The following is a 13326-nucleotide window of genomic DNA, read 5'->3' as shown; positions in this document are numbered from 1 at the left end:
TAGATGAGTAACAAGAATAACGATGACTTGAAGAGTCAAGCCTCGGAAAACACCTTGGGGCTGAATCCTGTCGTTGGACTGCGTGGAAAGGATCTACTGGCTTCTGCTCGAATGGTGCTCAGGCAGGCCATCAAGCAACCGATTCACAGCGCCAAGCATGTCGCTCATTTCGGCCTTGAACTCAAGAACGTGCTGCTCGGTAAATCCGAGCTGCTACCGACCAGCGATGACCGTCGTTTCGCGGATCCGGCCTGGAGCCAGAACCCGCTCTACAAACGCTATCTGCAAACCTACCTGGCGTGGCGCAAGGAACTCCACGACTGGATCGACGACAGTAACCTGCCGGCCAAGGACGTCAGCCGCGGGCACTTCGTGATCAACCTCATGACCGAGGCCTTCGCCCCGACCAACACGGCGGCCAACCCGGCGGCGGTCAAGCGCTTCTTCGAAACCGGGGGCAAGAGCCTGCTCGATGGCCTCTCGCACCTGGCCAAGGACCTGGTGCATAACGGCGGCATGCCGAGCCAGGTCAACATGGGCGCATTCGAGGTCGGCAAGACCCTTGGCGTGACCGAGGGTGCGGTGGTCTTTCGCAACGACGTGCTGGAGCTGATCCAGTACAAGCCGATCACCGAGCAGGTGCATGAACGCCCACTGCTGGTGGTACCGCCGCAGATCAACAAGTTCTACGTTTTCGACCTGAGCCCGGAAAAGAGCCTGGCGCGATTCTGCCTGCGCAACAACATGCAGACCTTCATCGTCAGCTGGCGCAACCCGACCAAGGAGCAGCGCGAGTGGGGCCTGTCGACCTACATCGAAGCGCTCAAGGAAGCGGTTGATGTGGTCACCGCCATCACCGGCAGCAAAGACGTGAACATGCTCGGTGCCTGCTCCGGTGGCATCACCTGCACCGCGCTACTGGGCCACTATGCGGCAATCGGCGAGAACAAGGTCAACGCCCTGACCCTGCTGGTCAGTGTGCTCGACACCACCCTGGACAGCGACGTGGCCCTGTTCGTCGACGAGCAAACCCTCGAGGCCGCCAAGCGCCAGTCGTACCAGGCCGGTGTGCTGGAAGGCCGCGACATGGCGAAAGTCTTCGCCTGGATGCGCCCCAACGACCTGATCTGGAACTACTGGGTCAACAACTACCTGCTGGGCAACGAGCCGCCGGTATTCGACATCCTGTTCTGGAACAACGACACCACCCGGTTGCCCGCCGCGTTCCATGGCGACCTGATCGAGATGTTCAAAAGTAACCCGTTGACCCGTGCCGATGCACTGGAAGTGTGCGGAACGCCGATCGATCTGAAGAAGGTCACCGCCGACATCTTCTCCCTGGCCGGCACCAGCGACCACATTACCCCGTGGCGTTCCTGCTACAAGTCGGCGCAACTGTTCGGCGGCAACGTTGAATTCGTGCTGTCCAGCAGCGGGCACATCCAGAGCATTCTGAACCCGCCGGGCAATCCGAAATCGCGCTACATGACCAGCACCGAAATGCCCGCCAATGCTGATGACTGGCAGGAAGAGTCGACCAAGCACGCCGACTCCTGGTGGCTGCACTGGCAGGCGTGGCAAGCACAGCGTTCGGGCAACCTGAAAAAAGCTCCGCTGAAACTGGGCAACAAGGCCTATCCAGCGGGTGAAGCCGCACCGGGCACCTATGTACACGAGCGGTAACTGACACACCTCATCCTCCTGTGGGAGCGGGCTTGCTCGCGAAAGCAATTGATCATTCAACATTGATGTCGATTGACCTGACGCATTCGCGAGCAAGCCCGCTCCCACAAGGGGATCGAGGAAGAATTTGAGATAGCGACCCACAGGGCCAGAAGCATGCCGCAACCCTTCATATTCCGTACCGTCGATCTGGATGGCCAGACGCTCCGCACGGCAGTACGCCCCGGCAAGCCTCACTTGACGCCCCTGCTGATTTTCAACGGCATCGGCGCCAACCTGGAGCTGGTGTTCCCGTTCATCGCGGCACTGGACCCGGACCTGGAAGTCATCGCCTTCGACGTACCCGGCGTTGGCGGTTCGTCAACACCGAACCGGCCTTATCGTTTTCCGAGCCTGGCGAAACTCACGGCGCGCATGCTCGACTATCTCGACTATGGGCAAGTCAACGTCATCGGCGTGTCCTGGGGGGGCGCACTGGCCCAGCAGTTCGCCTTCGACTATCCGGAACGCTGCAAGAAACTCGTGCTGGCCGCGACGGCGGCGGGTGCGGTGATGGTGCCGGGCAAACCGAAAGTGCTGTGGATGATGGCCAGCCCGCGACGCTACATCCAGCCGTCCCACGTGATCCGCATTGCACCGATGATCTACGGTGGTGCGTTCCGTCGCGACCCGACGCTGGCCGCGAGCCATGCGGCCAAGGTGCGTTCGGCGGGCAAGCTCGGTTACTACTGGCAGCTGTTTGCCGGCCTCGGCTGGACCAGCATCCACTGGCTGCACAAGATCCGCCAGCCGACCCTGGTACTGGCCGGCGACGATGACCCTCTGATCCCGTTGATCAACATGCGCGTGCTGGCCTGGCGGATTCCCAACGCCCAGTTGCACATCATCGATGACGGGCATCTGTTCCTGATTACCCGGGCTGAAGCGGTGGCCCCGATCATCATGAAATTCCTGGAAGAGGAGCGCCAGCGCGCGGTGATGCATCCGCGTCCGGCGCCATTAGGCGGCTAACACCGCTGCATCAGCGGTCGGCAGGACGCCACGCCGCGCAACAACCCGTTACAGCGTCTATGGTGTTTTGGTTCGGTGTGTTTGTTTTTGGCCTGAAGACGAAGGAGTGTTGACTCATGCGCGAGAAACCAGCGAGGGATTCTTTACCGACTCCCGCCGCGTTCATCAATGCACAGAGTGCGATTACCGGTCTGCGCGGTCGGGATCTGCTGTCGACCCTGCGCAGTGTGGCCGCCCATGGCTTGCGCAATCCGGTGCACAGCGCCCGACATGCCCTCAAACTCGGCGGTCAGCTTGGCCGTGTGCTGCTGGGCGAAACCCTGCATCCGACCAATCCGCAGGACGCCCGCTTCACCGATCCGGCGTGGAGCCTCAACCCGTTTTATCGGCGTAGCCTGCAGGCCTATCTGAGCTGGCAGAAACAGGTCAAGAGCTGGATCGACGAGAGCGACATGAGCCCGGACGACCGTGCCCGCGCCCACTTCGCTTTCGCCTTGCTCAACGACGCCGTATCGCCCTCCAACACTCTGCTCAATCCACTGGCGGTCAAGGAGCTGTTCAATTCCGGCGGCAACAGCCTGGTGCGCGGCATCAGCCATTTGGTAGACGATCTACTGCACAACGATGGCCTGCCCCGGCAAGTCACCAAGCAAGCGTTCGAGGTTGGCAAGACGGTCGCCACCACCACCGGTGCCGTGGTGTTTCGCAACGAGCTGCTGGAGTTGATCCAGTACAAGCCGATGAGCGAAAAGCAGTACTCCAAGCCCCTGCTGGTGGTGCCGCCGCAAATCAACAAGTACTACATTTTCGACCTGAGCCCCCACAACAGCTTCGTCCAGTTCGCCCTGAAAAACGGCCTGCAAACCTTCATGATCAGCTGGCGCAACCCGGATGTGCGCCATCGCGAATGGGGGCTCTCGACCTACGTGGAAGCCGTGGAAGAAGCCATGAATGTCTGCCGGGCGATCACCGGCGCACGAGAGGTCAACCTGATGGGCGCCTGCGCCGGCGGGCTGACCATTGCCGCATTGCAGGGTCACTTGCAGGCCAAACGGCAACTGCGCAGGGTGTCCAGCGCGACTTACCTGGTGAGCCTGCTCGACAGTCAGATGGATAGCCCCGCGACGCTGTTCGCCGACGAACAGACCCTGGAAGCGGCCAAGCGCCGTTCCTATCAGAAAGGTGTGCTGGACGGCCGCGACATGGCCAAGGTCTTCGCCTGGATGCGCCCCAACGATTTGATCTGGAGCTACTTCGTCAACAACTACCTGTTGGGCAAGGAGCCACCGGCGTTCGACATCCTCTACTGGAACAACGACAACACGCGTCTACCGGCCGCCCTGCATGGCGACCTGCTGGACTTCTTCAAGCACAACCCGCTGACTCACCCGGGTGGCCTGGAAGTGTGTGGCACACCGATCGATTTGCAGAGGGTCACCGTCGACAGCTTCAGCGTCGCCGGCATCAACGATCACATCACGCCGTGGGACGCGGTGTATCGCTCGACGCTGTTGCTCGGTGGCGAGCGCCGCTTCGTGCTGTCCAACAGTGGTCATGTGCAGAGCATCCTCAACCCGCCGAGCAACCCGAAAGCCAACTACGTCGAGAACGGCAAACTGAGCAGCGACCCCCGTGCCTGGTACTACGACGCCAAGCGTGTCGACGGCAGTTGGTGGACCCTGTGGCTGAGCTGGATTCAGGAACGCTCCGGCGCGCAGAAGGAAACCCACATGGCCCTCGGCAACCAGAACTATCCACCGATGGAGGCGGCACCCGGTACTTACGTGCGCGTGCGCTGACGTTCAACGAGCCACGGCCGCTGTCGGCCGTGGCAAGACCCGATCATTAAGAAGACTGGATGAAAACCCGCGACCGGATTCTCGAATGTGCTCTGCAGTTGTTCAATCAAAAGGGCGAACCGAATGTCTCCACCATGGAAGTTGCCAATGAAATGGGCATCAGCCCGGGCAACCTCTACTACCACTTCCACGGTAAGGAACCGCTGATTCTCGGGCTGTTCGAGCGCTTCCAGGGAGAACTGGCGCCCTTGCTCGATCCACCGGCCGATGCCGAACTGGCACCCGAAGAATACTGGCTGTTCCTGCACCTGATCGTCGAGCGCCTGTCCCACTACCGGTTCCTGTTCCAGGACCTGTCGAACCTCGCCGGGCGCCTGCCGAAACTGGCCAAGGGCATTCGCAATCTGCTCAATGCACTCAAGCGCACACTGGCGTCGCTGCTGGCGCGGTTGCAGGCGCAAGGACTGCTGGTCAGCGATACCCAGGCACTGGGGCAACTGGTGGAACAGATCACCATGACGCTGCTGTTCTCACTGGATTACCAGCGGATCCTGGATCGTCAGGGCGAGGTGCGATTGGTGGTTTACCAGATCATGATGCTGGTGGCGCCGCACCTGCTGCCGTCGATGAAGGCTGCAACCGAACAGATGGCGATGGAGTATCTGGAAGACCATTAAGATCAAAAGATCGCAGCCTTCGGCAGCTCCTACGATTGCCCTGTAGGAGCTGCCGAAGGCTGCGATCTTTTTCTATACGCAAACAAAAACGCCCGGCCTTCACAGGCCGGGCGTTTTCTTGAGCCCTGAAAATCAGGACTGACTGGTTGGCGTCGTTGGAGCTGGCGCGACAGTCGGGGTGACAGCGGGGGTCGGTGCGGTCGCGGAGTTCGATGCGCTGACCGGAGCTGCCGGCGTTGCCGGTTTGGCAGCTGCCACTGCTGGTTTTGGCGCGGCGGCTTTTGGAGCTGCCGGCTTTTTCACCGCTGGTTTTTTCGCTGCAGCGGGTTTGGCTGCTGGCTTGGCCGCTGCAGTTTTCGCTGCAGGCTTGGCGGCCGGTTTAGCCGCAGGTTTAGCGGCGGCTTTTGCGGCAACCGGCTTGGCCGCTGGTTTGGCTGCGGCCGGTTTGGCGGCTGCAGTTTTAGCCGCAGGCTTGGCAGCAGGTTTGGCCGCTGCTTTTGCCAGTGGCTTGGCTGCGGTTTTGGCGGCCGGTTTGGCAGCAGGCTTGGCTGCCGCGGTTTTCGCCGCAACAGGCGCAACCTTGGCACCGGTCAGTTTTTCGATTTGCTTGGTCAGTGTTTCGACCTTGCTGTGCAGTGCCTTGACTTCGTTGCGGCTCGGTACGCCCAGACGCGAAATGGCGCTGTTCAGACGCTTGTCGAAAGCACCTTCCAGCTCATCCCACTTGCCCAGTGCGCGATCTTTCACGCCGCTGATACGCGATTTGGCCGAAGAAGCGGAGTCCTTGGCGGCGTCGACAGTCTTGCCAACAGCGCTCTTGGTGAGCTTCTCGGCTTTCTCGCCGTCTTTAACCAATGCATCGAAGAGTTTGCTGCCGTCAGTGTCGATCTTCGAGTACACGCCTAAACCAGCCAGCCAGATTTTTCGGGAGTAATCTTCAACCTTCCCGATCCACGAGCTGCCTTCTTTTTCGGTTTTCTTTTTAACAGCCATCCCGTTCTCCTTAAGATTTACGCGCGACACGTTCGAGCAATGCCGTCAGCTCATCGAGCTTAGCAGAGAGTGTCTCAACGTCATGTTTAGACGGAATACCGATACGATTCAAGGCACTTGCGACACGCGTGTCGAACGCCTTCTCGACCTTGTCGAGTTGAACTTCGACACGGCCTTTGAAAGTGCTGACTTCACTCTTGGCTTCATCGATCTCGGCATTGGCCGCTTCAAGTTTCTCGGCAACTACCTTTTTGCCTTTCTTTTCAACAACCTGACCAGCCTTGATCAGCTCTTGAAAGTACTCGCTGCCCTCTTGGCCGACCTTGGCGTAGGCACCCAGGCCTGCCAGCCAGATCTTGCGGGCATAGGATTTGACGTCGCCCAGCGTGCCAGTCGACGGGTCGATTTTTTTCTTCAAAATAACTTTGGCCATGGTGCACCTCACGCGCAGAAGGTTTGAGGAACTGCCCGCGAAATTGTCGGGCTTGGGCACAAAGTAGGGAGAAAAATTAGAAACGGCACCCTAACAACTGACATAAATCGGTGGTGCCTTCAGGAAAAGATCGCAGCCTTCGGCAGCTCCTACATTGGTACGGCATAAGTCTGTAGGAGCTGCCGAAGGCTGCGATCTTTTTCGTGTTACGCCAACGCTTTATCCAGCGCCTTCTCGATTTCCGCTTTGATCATGCCGCTCATGGCCGACATCATCAGGCCCAGTTCCACGTCGACCTTGATCGAGTCTTCACTGACATGGACCGCGCCCTTCACACCCGAGCGCTTGAGGTTCAGGGTGTCGCCGGACCACTGCGGCTCCAGGCCATACTGGTCGGAAAGTTTCTGCGCCAGCTTGTCGGCCTTTTCGCGAGCCGCTTCCTTACCCAGGCCATGGGCACGTTCAACACTAATACGGGCCATCGAATGACTCCTGCTTTATGGATGCTTTCCCGAGGCATCTTGACCTCTGCTGCGTCAAAACGTCCCGATGGTTGCCCATCTTACCTTCAGCCTTGCCAAGACAAAGCATGCCTTGGGGATTAGAATGTCGCGCATTCTCTTTTGGTGACAGCGATATGACTGATCAGCGCAAAGGCAGCGATGCCGAACCCACCACTCACTTCGGCTTCAAAAACGTTCCGGAAAGCCAGAAAGCGGAAAAAGTCGCTGAGGTTTTCCACTCGGTAGCCGCCAAGTACGACCTGATGAACGACCTTCTGTCGGGCGGCATGCACCGCCTGTGGAAGCGTTTTGCGATCGAATTGTCGGGCGTGCGCACCGGTAACCGCGTGCTGGACATCGCCGGCGGTACCGGCGATCTGACCCGCAAATTCTCGCACCTGGTAGGCCCGACCGGCCAGGTCGTGTTGGCCGACATCAACGAATCCATGCTCAAGGTCGGTCGTGACCGCCTGCTGGACCTCGGTGTGGCCGGCAACGTCGAATTCGTCCAGGCCGACGCGGAAAAACTGCCGTTCCCGGACAACCATTTCGACTGCGTGACCATCGCCTTCGGCCTGCGTAATGTGACCCACAAGGAAGATGCCCTGCGCTCGATGCTGCGCGTGCTCAAGCCTGGCGGCCGTTTGCTGGTGCTGGAGTTCTCCAAGCCGACCAACGCGCTGATGTCCAAGGCCTACGACGCCTACTCGTTCGCCTTCATGCCGCTGATGGGCAAGCTGATCACCAACGATTCGGAAAGCTATCGCTACCTGGCCGAATCGATCCGCATGCACCCGAACCAGGAAACCCTGAAGTCGATGATGGTCGAGGCCGGTTTCGATCGCGTGACCTATCACAACATGACCGCAGGCATCGTTGCCCTGCACCGCGGCATCAAGCCCTGATGCTGCTCGCCGGCCTGCTCGCCAGCGTTGAACTCGGCCTGAACCGGGTGCTGCGTCTCGACAGCACGGCGCTGCCGCGGCTGGCGCACTTGACCGGCAAAGTGATTGCCGTCGATTGCCGCAGCCCGGCGCTGCAACTGTTCATCCTGCCCAGCGACGAAGGCCTGATGCTCGCCTCCCAGTGGGAAACCGGCGCCGATTGCACCTTGCGTGCACCGGCCTCGAGCCTGTTGAAACTGGCCATGAGCAAGGACAAGACTTCCGTTCTGCACGCCCCTGAAGTCGAACTCGACGGCGACAGCGGCGTGCTGCTGGAGCTGGCGGCGATCCTTCAGGACCTGGAGCTGGACTGGGAGTACGAGCTGTCGCGCTGGCTCGGCCCGGTAGCCACGCAGCTGGTCGGCGGTCACCTGCGCAGCCGCGCCCGCTGGTATCAACAAGGCTTTGCCAGCCTGGGCCAGAACCTGGGCGAATACCTGGCCGAAGAATCGCGCACCCTCGTCGGTCAGCGCGAGGCCGAAGCCCGATTCAGTGAACTGGACCAGATCAAGCTCGATCTGGAACGTCTCGAGGCGCGTTTCGAGCGCCTTTCCCGATCCCTCGACCCAAGCGATAACGCATGAAGCTGCTTGCCGTCCGCCGTTTGTTGCGCATCCAGCGCGTCGTTATCCGTTACCGCCTCGATGACCTGCTGTTCGCCCTGCCACTGCCCTGGTTCTTGCGGGCGCTGCGTTATGCCTTGCCGTGGCGCTGGTTCCCACGCAAGACCCTGGACCTGAGCCGTGGCGCGCGCTTGCGCCTGGCATTGCAGGACCTGGGGCCGATCTTCATCAAGTTCGGACAGATCCTGTCCACCCGCCGCGACCTGCTGCCCGAAGACATCGCCGATGAGCTGATGAAGTTGCAGGACCGGGTGCCGCCGTTCGACTCGCAAGTGTCGGTCAAGCTGATCGAAGAACAGCTGGGCAAGAAAATCAGCGAAGTGTTCAGCCGTTTCGACGTCGAACCGCTGGCCTCGGCCTCGGTGGCGCAGGTGCATGCCGCGCAACTGAAAACCGGTGAAGAAGTCGTGGTCAAGGTGATCCGCCCAGGCCTCAAGCCGGTGATCGCCCAGGACCTGGCGTGGCTGTTCATCCTCGCCCGCGCCGCCGAAAAACTCTCGGCCGATGCGCGCCTGCTGCACCCGGTGGACGTGGTCAGCGACTACGAAAAAACCATCTACGACGAACTCGACCTATTGCGCGAGGCGGCCAATGCCAGCCAGTTGAAGCGCAATTTCGAAGGCTCGCCGCTGCTGTACGTGCCGCAAGTCTATTGGGACTGGTGCCGGCCGAAAGTGCTGGTGATGGAACGCATCTACGGCATTCAGGTCACCGATCTGGCGACTCTTGCCGACCAGCGCACCGACATGAAAATGCTCGCCGAACGTGGCGTGGAGATTTTCTTCACCCAGGTGTTCCGCGACAGCTTCTTCCACGCCGACATGCACCCTGGCAACATTTTCGTCAGCACCGTGAATCCGTGGAGCCCGCAGTACATTGCCATCGACTGCGGCATCGTCGGCAGCCTGACCCCGGAAGACCAGGATTACCTGGCGCGCAACCTGTTCGCCTTCTTCAAGCGCGATTACCGTCGCGTGGCGCAGTTGCACATTGATTCGGGCTGGGTGCCGGCGGAAACCAAACTCAACGAGTTCGAAGCAGCGATCCGTACCGTGTGCGAGCCGATCTTCGAAAAACCGTTAAAAGATATTTCCTTCGGCCAGGTGCTGATGCGCCTGTTCCAGACTGCGCGCCGCTTCAACATGGAAGTGCAGCCACAATTGGTCCTGCTGCAAAAAACCCTGCTGAACATCGAAGGCCTGGGCCGCCAGCTGTACCCGGACCTCGATCTGTGGAACACCGCGCAGCCGTTCCTCGAACGCTGGATGCGCGAGCGGGTCAGCCCCAAAGCCCTGCTCGGCAATGTGCACAGCCAGTTCGAACAGATCCCGCACCTGGCCAACATGGCCCGCGACCTGCTCGAACGCATGTCACAACCCCATGCCCTCAACCCGCCGCCTTCGTGGCACCGACGCCGTGACGACTGGTTCCTGCGCCTGCTCGGTACGGCCCACCTGGCCGGTGGCGCCGTCCTTGCCGCGGGCGGTCCGCTGAACCAGTTGGCCTATTGGCCGGCGGGAATCATGATGGCGGTCGGTTTGTATCTGGTCGTGCGCCGATAGCCAGTTGTGTGAACGACTGGCACACTGTTTGAACGCCTGAGCTCGGCTATTGAAGTGTCGAGCCCGCTGTCGGAGTCGAAGATGAAAAACTGGCTGGACGAGATCAAGTGGGACGCTGACGGCCTGGTGCCGGCCATTGCCCAGGATCACAAGACCGGGCGCGTCCTGATGATGGCCTGGATGAACCGCGAAGCACTGGAACTGACCGCTGCCGAGAACCGCGCCATTTACTGGTCACGTTCGCGTGGCAAGCTGTGGCGCAAGGGCGAAGAGTCCGGCCATGTGCAAACCCTGCACGAGATGCGCCTGGACTGCGACGCCGACGTGATCATCCTGATGGTCGAGCAGATCGGCGACATCGCCTGCCATACCGGCCGCCAGAGCTGCTTCTACCGCGTCTATGAGAACGGCGACTGGACAACCGTCGACCCGGTCCTGAAAGATCCGCACGCCATCTATTGCGCAGGGCACAAACATGAGTGACACGCTGAACCGTCTGGCCGAGGTACTGGAAGAGCGCAAAGGCGCCGCTGCCGACAGCTCATACGTCGCCAGCCTGTACCACAAGGGCTTGAACAAGATTCTGGAAAAAGTCGGCGAAGAGTCGGTCGAAACCATCATCGCCGCCAAGGACGCCGCCGTCAGCGGCGACTGCAGCGATGTGATCTACGAAACCGCCGACCTGTGGTTCCACAGCATGGTCATGCTCGCCCAACTGGGGCAGCATCCACAGGCTGTACTCGATGAACTGGACCGTCGTTTCGGTCTCTCCGGACACGCCGAGAAAGCCTCGCGCCCGTCCGCCTGAATAACTATTAGAGAGGAGCAGCAGCATGGGCATTTTTGACTGGAAACACTGGATCGTCATCCTGGTGGTCGTGGTACTGGTGTTCGGCACCAAGAAACTGAAAAACCTTGGCACCGACGTCGGCGAGTCGATCAAGGGCTTCAAGAAAGCCATGAACGATGACGAAAAACCGGCCGATCCAAATGCGACCCCGGCCCAACCGGTTCCACCGGTACAGCCTCAGGCCTCTGTAAATCAGCCGCACACCATCGACGTGCAGGCACAGAAAGTCGAAGAGCCGATCCGCAAAGACGTGTGAGCACTGACTAATGTTTGGTATCAGCTTCTCTGAACTGCTGCTCGTCGGCCTCGTCGCCCTGCTGGTGCTGGGTCCCGAGCGCTTGCCGGGCGCTGCGCGCACCGCTGGCCTGTGGGTCGGGCGCCTGAAGCGCAGCTTCAACGCAATCAAACAGGAAGTTGAACGTGAAATCGGTGCCGACGAAATCCGTCGGCAACTGCACAACGAGCACATCCTGTCGCTTGAGCAGGAGGCGCGGAAAATCTTCACGCCGACCCAGCAGGAGCCGACGCCGGTGGAGCACGTGGGCGCGCAGACGATTCATGCGCCTGCCGCTGCCGTCGACCCGACACCCGCTCCCGTTGTCGCGCCTGTCGAACCTGCGCCTGTTGTTGCAGCCACTGCGGTTGAACCCGTTACACCTGCGGCTGCGCCCGTTGCGCCGGCCCCTCATGACCCAACACTGCCGCCGCGAGCCCCATGAGCGATCTTCCTGAAAACGACCAGCACATGCCGCTGGTTTCGCACCTCACCGAGTTGCGTACCCGTCTGCTGCGCTGCGTAGCGGCGATCTTCATCATCTTTGCCGGGCTGTTTGCCTTTACCCAGCAGATCTACACCTTCGTCTCCACGCCGCTGCGCGCGTACCTGCCCGCTGGCGCGACGATGATTGCCACTGACGTGTCGTCGCCGTTCCTGACGCCACTGAAGCTGACAATGATGGTCTCGCTGTTCCTGGCCATCCCGGTGATCCTGCACCAGATCTGGGGTTTCATCGCCCCGGGCCTGTACAAGCATGAAAAGCGCATCGCCGTGCCCTTGCTGGTCTCCAGCATCTTTCTGTTCTACGCCGGCATGGCGTTCGCCTATTTCCTGGTGTTCCCGCTGATCTTCAAGTTCTTCGCCTCCGCCACCCCGGCCGGCGTGGAAATGATGACCGACATCACCAGCTACCTCGATTTCGTCATGACGCTGTTCTTCGCCTTTGGCGTGGCGTTCGAAATTCCGGTGGCCGTGGTGCTGCTGGTGTGGATCGGCGTGGTCGACGTCAAGTACCTGAAGAAGATCCGCCCGTACGTGATCATCGGCTGCTTCGTGGTCGGCATGATCCTGACGCCACCGGACATCTTCTCGCAGACCCTGCTGGCCGTGCCGATGTGGCTGTTGTTCGAGATCGGCATCCTGTTTGGCAGTCTGATCAGCAAGCGTGGCGAGCATCCGGACGACCAGCCGGCTGACGATCACAACGACCAGCCGCCAGCGACTCAAGCGTGAACCTGCTGCTCCTCGAAGAGGCCGATTTCATTGCGGCCGACCGCGTGGTCCTGCGTGATCGCCGGTTGACCCACATGCAGGAAGTCCACCGCTGTGAAGTGGGCGACAGCATGCGCGTCGGGCGGATCGGCGGGCTGATGGGCTCGGCTGAAGTGCTGCGCCTGGGCGCCGACGAAGCGCAATTGCGCGTCACCCTCGACCAGCCACCACCGGCCAAGCTGCCATTGACCCTGGTATTGGCCCTGCCACGACCCAAGATGCTGCGTAGGGTGTTTCAGACCGTGGCGGCCATGGGTGTGCCGCGTATCGTGCTGGTCAACAGCTATCGCGTCGAGAAGAGCTTCTGGCAGACCCCGTTCCTGGAGCCCGAGGCGATTCGCGAGCAGCTGATCCTCGGCCTCGAACAGGCCCGGGACAGCGTACTGCCGCAAGTCGTGATCGAGAAGCGCTTCAAGCCGTTCGTCGAAGACCGTCTGCCCGCGATCACTGAAGGCACCCTCGGCCTGGTGGGTCATCCGGGCAATTACCCGCCTTGCCCTCGCGCCCTCAGCGAACCGGTGACCCTGGCTATCGGCCCCGAGGGTGGCTGGATTCCCTACGAGATCGACCTGCTGGGCAAGTCCGGCCTGCAACCGGTGCAACTGGGCGAGCGCATCCTGCGCGTCGAAACCGCCGTAACCGCGTTGCTGGCACGCCTTTTCTAATCCCGAACACAATCCCTTGTGGGAGCGGGCTTGC

The 13326-nt window shown here is 60.7% G+C and carries 16 protein-coding genes; 13 read left to right on the top strand and 3 right to left on the bottom strand.

The features are described 5' to 3' along the window. Positions 1 to 3 precede the first annotated feature (3 nt). From phaC (ACM6G4_RS17150) to ACM6G4_RS17135, 4 genes are all read left to right on the top strand, one after another. Positions 4 to 1683: a class II poly(R)-hydroxyalkanoic acid synthase gene (phaC, locus tag ACM6G4_RS17150; RefSeq protein ID WP_056725720.1), complete on the top strand. Its 1680-nt coding sequence runs from the start codon at positions 4 to 6 to the stop codon at positions 1681 to 1683. Between the two features lie 156 nt (positions 1684 to 1839). Continuing rightward, a complete protein-coding gene (gene phaZ, locus ACM6G4_RS17145) occupies positions 1840 to 2694 on the top strand; it encodes a poly(3-hydroxyalkanoate) depolymerase (RefSeq protein WP_056725721.1) in 855 nt (284 codons plus the stop codon). Positions 2695 to 2810: 116 nt separating this feature from the next. After that, entirely contained in the window at positions 2811 to 4493 is a 1683-nt protein-coding gene (gene phaC / locus ACM6G4_RS17140; protein WP_414914166.1) for a class II poly(R)-hydroxyalkanoic acid synthase, read from the top strand. A 59-nt stretch (positions 4494 to 4552) separates the two neighbouring features. Next, on the top strand, positions 4553 to 5170 hold the full coding sequence (locus ACM6G4_RS17135) for a TetR/AcrR family transcriptional regulator (RefSeq protein WP_223541769.1): 618 nt from the start codon (positions 4553 to 4555) through the stop codon (positions 5168 to 5170). A gap of 132 nt (positions 5171 to 5302) precedes the next feature. Here the strand turns inward: ACM6G4_RS17135 and ACM6G4_RS17130 are convergent, their stop codons facing one another. The 3 genes from ACM6G4_RS17130 to ACM6G4_RS17120 form a co-directional block, all read right to left on the bottom strand. Further along, the gene (locus ACM6G4_RS17130) at positions 5303 to 6163 is read right to left on the bottom strand and encodes a phasin family protein (RefSeq protein WP_056725726.1); all 861 of its coding nucleotides are present in this window, start codon (positions 6161 to 6163) and stop codon (positions 5303 to 5305) included. 10 nt (positions 6164 to 6173) lie between these two features. Next, positions 6174 to 6596, bottom strand: coding sequence for a phasin family protein (locus tag ACM6G4_RS17125; protein WP_056725728.1), 423 nt, complete (start codon positions 6594 to 6596; stop codon positions 6174 to 6176). 206 nt (positions 6597 to 6802) lie between these two features. Continuing rightward, complete coding sequence (locus ACM6G4_RS17120) at positions 6803 to 7078, bottom strand: polyhydroxyalkanoic acid system family protein (protein WP_150811973.1); 276 nt, start codon at positions 7076 to 7078, stop codon at positions 6803 to 6805. 155 nt (positions 7079 to 7233) lie between these two features. Between ACM6G4_RS17120 and ubiE the strand changes: the two genes are divergently transcribed. The 9 genes from ubiE (at position 7234) to ACM6G4_RS17075 (ending at position 13292) form a co-directional block, all read left to right on the top strand. Beyond that, a complete protein-coding gene (gene ubiE / locus ACM6G4_RS17115; protein WP_007989286.1) occupies positions 7234 to 8004 on the top strand; it encodes a bifunctional demethylmenaquinone methyltransferase/2-methoxy-6-polyprenyl-1,4-benzoquinol methylase UbiE in 771 nt (256 codons plus the stop codon). Continuing rightward, positions 8004 to 8627 carry an SCP2 domain-containing protein gene (locus ACM6G4_RS17110; protein ID WP_150717341.1) on the top strand — a complete coding sequence of 208 codons (624 nt, stop codon included), beginning with the start codon at positions 8004 to 8006 and terminating at the stop codon, positions 8625 to 8627. The genes ubiE and ACM6G4_RS17110 overlap by 1 nt, the downstream gene beginning before the upstream one ends. Further along, on the top strand, positions 8624 to 10228 hold the full coding sequence (gene ubiB, locus ACM6G4_RS17105; protein WP_056725732.1) for a ubiquinone biosynthesis regulatory protein kinase UbiB: 1605 nt from the start codon (positions 8624 to 8626) through the stop codon (positions 10226 to 10228). The genes ACM6G4_RS17110 and ubiB overlap by 4 nt, the downstream gene beginning before the upstream one ends. Before the next feature lie 81 nt (positions 10229 to 10309). Then, entirely contained in the window at positions 10310 to 10711 is a 402-nt protein-coding gene (gene hisI, locus ACM6G4_RS17100) for a phosphoribosyl-AMP cyclohydrolase (protein ID WP_007975565.1), read from the top strand. Continuing rightward, positions 10704 to 11036 carry a phosphoribosyl-ATP diphosphatase gene (locus tag ACM6G4_RS17095; RefSeq protein ID WP_056725734.1) on the top strand — a complete coding sequence of 111 codons (333 nt, stop codon included), beginning with the start codon at positions 10704 to 10706 and terminating at the stop codon, positions 11034 to 11036. Before hisI ends, ACM6G4_RS17095 begins: the two co-directional genes overlap by 8 nt. Before the next feature lie 25 nt (positions 11037 to 11061). Continuing rightward, entirely contained in the window at positions 11062 to 11334 is a 273-nt protein-coding gene (locus ACM6G4_RS17090) for a twin-arginine translocase TatA/TatE family subunit (protein WP_007989280.1), read from the top strand. A gap of 10 nt (positions 11335 to 11344) precedes the next feature. Next, the gene (gene tatB, locus ACM6G4_RS17085) at positions 11345 to 11797 is read left to right on the top strand and encodes a Sec-independent protein translocase protein TatB (RefSeq protein ID WP_082562979.1); all 453 of its coding nucleotides are present in this window, start codon (positions 11345 to 11347) and stop codon (positions 11795 to 11797) included. Next, positions 11794 to 12588 carry a twin-arginine translocase subunit TatC gene (gene tatC, locus ACM6G4_RS17080; RefSeq protein ID WP_007989278.1) on the top strand — a complete coding sequence of 265 codons (795 nt, stop codon included), beginning with the start codon at positions 11794 to 11796 and terminating at the stop codon, positions 12586 to 12588. Before tatB ends, tatC begins: the two co-directional genes overlap by 4 nt. Beyond that, a complete protein-coding gene (locus ACM6G4_RS17075) occupies positions 12585 to 13292 on the top strand; it encodes a 16S rRNA (uracil(1498)-N(3))-methyltransferase (RefSeq protein ID WP_414914165.1) in 708 nt (235 codons plus the stop codon). The genes tatC and ACM6G4_RS17075 overlap by 4 nt, the downstream gene beginning before the upstream one ends. The last annotated feature ends 34 nt before the right edge of the window (positions 13293 to 13326 follow it).

This window comes from Pseudomonas sp. IT-P258, assembly GCF_949767825.1.
Lineage (GTDB): Bacteria > Pseudomonadota > Gammaproteobacteria > Pseudomonadales > Pseudomonadaceae > Aquipseudomonas > Aquipseudomonas monachiensis.
Note: the sequence above shows the minus strand (reverse complement) of the source record. Positions and strands in the feature narration are given on the sequence as shown.

Coding starts and splice junctions, on each gene's coding strand:
- phaC (WP_056725720.1), top strand. CDS start 4: ATGAGTAACAAGAATAACGATGACTTGAAGAGTCAAGCCTCGGAAAAC.
- phaZ (WP_056725721.1), top strand. CDS start 1,840: ATGCCGCAACCCTTCATATTCCGTACCGTCGATCTGGATGGCCAGACG.
- phaC (WP_414914166.1), top strand. CDS start 2,811: ATGCGCGAGAAACCAGCGAGGGATTCTTTACCGACTCCCGCCGCGTTC.
- ACM6G4_RS17135 (WP_223541769.1), top strand. CDS start 4,553: ATGAAAACCCGCGACCGGATTCTCGAATGTGCTCTGCAGTTGTTCAAT.
- ACM6G4_RS17130 (WP_056725726.1), bottom strand. CDS start 6,163: ATGGCTGTTAAAAAGAAAACCGAAAAAGAAGGCAGCTCGTGGATCGGG.
- ACM6G4_RS17125 (WP_056725728.1), bottom strand. CDS start 6,596: ATGGCCAAAGTTATTTTGAAGAAAAAAATCGACCCGTCGACTGGCACG.
- ACM6G4_RS17120 (WP_150811973.1), bottom strand. CDS start 7,078: ATGGCCCGTATTAGTGTTGAACGTGCCCATGGCCTGGGTAAGGAAGCG.
- ubiE (WP_007989286.1), top strand. CDS start 7,234: ATGACTGATCAGCGCAAAGGCAGCGATGCCGAACCCACCACTCACTTC.
- ACM6G4_RS17110 (WP_150717341.1), top strand. CDS start 8,004: ATGCTGCTCGCCGGCCTGCTCGCCAGCGTTGAACTCGGCCTGAACCGG.
- ubiB (WP_056725732.1), top strand. CDS start 8,624: ATGAAGCTGCTTGCCGTCCGCCGTTTGTTGCGCATCCAGCGCGTCGTT.
- hisI (WP_007975565.1), top strand. CDS start 10,310: ATGAAAAACTGGCTGGACGAGATCAAGTGGGACGCTGACGGCCTGGTG.
- ACM6G4_RS17095 (WP_056725734.1), top strand. CDS start 10,704: ATGAGTGACACGCTGAACCGTCTGGCCGAGGTACTGGAAGAGCGCAAA.
- ACM6G4_RS17090 (WP_007989280.1), top strand. CDS start 11,062: ATGGGCATTTTTGACTGGAAACACTGGATCGTCATCCTGGTGGTCGTG.
- tatB (WP_082562979.1), top strand. CDS start 11,345: ATGTTTGGTATCAGCTTCTCTGAACTGCTGCTCGTCGGCCTCGTCGCC.
- tatC (WP_007989278.1), top strand. CDS start 11,794: ATGAGCGATCTTCCTGAAAACGACCAGCACATGCCGCTGGTTTCGCAC.